Here is a 1,797-nt window from a genome sequence, read left to right on the forward strand (position 1 = left end):
AATAGAGTAGGAGGCGGTGACTAACCGCCGTCCTCTCACGGCACCGTACGTACCGTTCGGTATACGGCGCTTTCAATAGTTGACGTGCACAGACTGATAGGCTGTGGCTAAATCATAGAAGCCACTGTTTATCAGTCTTTCTTTTGTCATTGCCATGTTGACTGCGACTGTATGTGTGGTAAACCAATGTCCGCGCCGACTGTTACCAGCCAAAAGCGCCAAGTCCTTGGGCACGCCCATCTTTATGAGATTGCGTACTTTAGTTTTTGGCTTCTTCCACTGTTTCCATATACACATACGTATTCTGTGATAGAGCCACCCATTGATTTCGTCTATGTTGTACTTCATGCTTGCTATACCGTAGTAGTTAAGCCAGCCTCTCGCATATACCTTGATTTTCTCAAGACTAGGCTTGATGGACTGCACAGATTTACGGGAAGATAAATCTTTCAGTTTAGACTTAAACTTCCTCCATGACTTTGGATGAACCCTGACATAAATGCCACTTCCGTTCCTTCCCAATGCAAAGCCAAGGAATTTAAAATTTCGGATTGCAAACACACTGACAGTACGGCTTTTCTCTCGGTTGACTGTTAGCTTCAACTTCTCTTCGAGATATTTAGTACTGCTTTCTAAGAGTCTTTCTGATGCCCTTTTGCTTTTCGCAAGAAGAACGATATCATCTGCATATCTTATGCAGGGTACACCCCTTTTCAGAAACTCTTGGTCGAACTCATTGAGGTAGATATTTGCAAGAAGAGGCGATAAATTCCCACCTTGCGGCGAACCTTCCTCTGTATCAATGACCACTCCGTTTTCCATTACCCCACTTTTCAGATAGCGCTTTATGAGCTGAACTACGCGCTCGTCCTTTACATTCTTCCTAAGGAGATTGATTAGGATTTCGTGATTTAAGGTATCGAAATACTTTGATAAATCCAGGACTACCGCAAATGTGTAGCCTTGTTCTGCGTATTCCTTTACCCTCTGTATGGCGTCCTTTGCGCTTCTGTTAGGACGATAGCCGTAGCTTCCGTCCGCAAACAACGGTTCATAGATTGGCACTAACTGTTGAGTTATTGCCTGTTGAAGTGTTCGGTCTATCACGGTGGGTATGCCAAGCTTGCGCACACCACCATCCGGTTTTGGAATCTCAACTCGCCTGACTGGCGATGGGGTATACTTGCCGCGGTATATGCGGTCAGTTAACTCCTGTTGATGTTCCTTAAGGTACGGAAGTGCCTCTTCGATAGTCATTCCATCAATACCTGGCGCTCCCTTGTTTGCCTTAACTCTCTTATACGCTCTATTAAAGTTATCCTTATACAGTATTGCTTCCAAGAGTTTCGGCTGTGCACTGTCTCTTTCTTTCCATATCCGATTGAATGACCTAAGCGCTTTCGCATACCCTTCGTGTTCCGCACTATCTCTTTGCAAACAGCCATTATTATTCATGTTTTCTGCCATTAACAGTCATTCCTCCTTTCTCGGTCATACTTAAGACTCCTACTGATTCGGTCCTTCGGTTAGCATGTCCATGTTTCCATGTCCATATCCCTACTATGACCTCTGCTGACTTCTGCGTGTTCAGCACCGCCTCGTTTCCTTGTACGGTGGTTACTCCTTTCGGAGCGTTTCACACAGACCTCCCTAGGTACCACACGTTTCTTCCTCTCCATCTATCTGCCTCATTTATCATGCATGATTCCGTGTAGTTATTGGGCTTCGACTTGTGATGCAGCCTTACCCTCATGCATAACCTCGTATGAGATTTCTGTACGTCAGACCGGAGATTTG

1 protein-coding gene is annotated in these 1,797 nt (G+C 45.2%); it reads right to left on the bottom strand.

What is annotated here, in order from left to right; all coding sequences use genetic code 11:
• Window positions 1-72 precede the first annotated feature (72 nt).
• On the bottom strand, window positions 73-1,467 hold the full coding sequence (gene ltrA, locus T498_RS0109785) for a group II intron reverse transcriptase/maturase (protein ID WP_028235750.1): 1,395 nt from the start codon (window positions 1,465-1,467) through the stop codon (window positions 73-75).
• Between the last annotated feature and the right edge of the window lie 330 nt (window positions 1,468-1,797).

The organism is Pseudobutyrivibrio sp. MD2005 (assembly GCF_000621865.1).
Classification (GTDB): domain Bacteria; phylum Bacillota; class Clostridia; order Lachnospirales; family Lachnospiraceae; genus Pseudobutyrivibrio.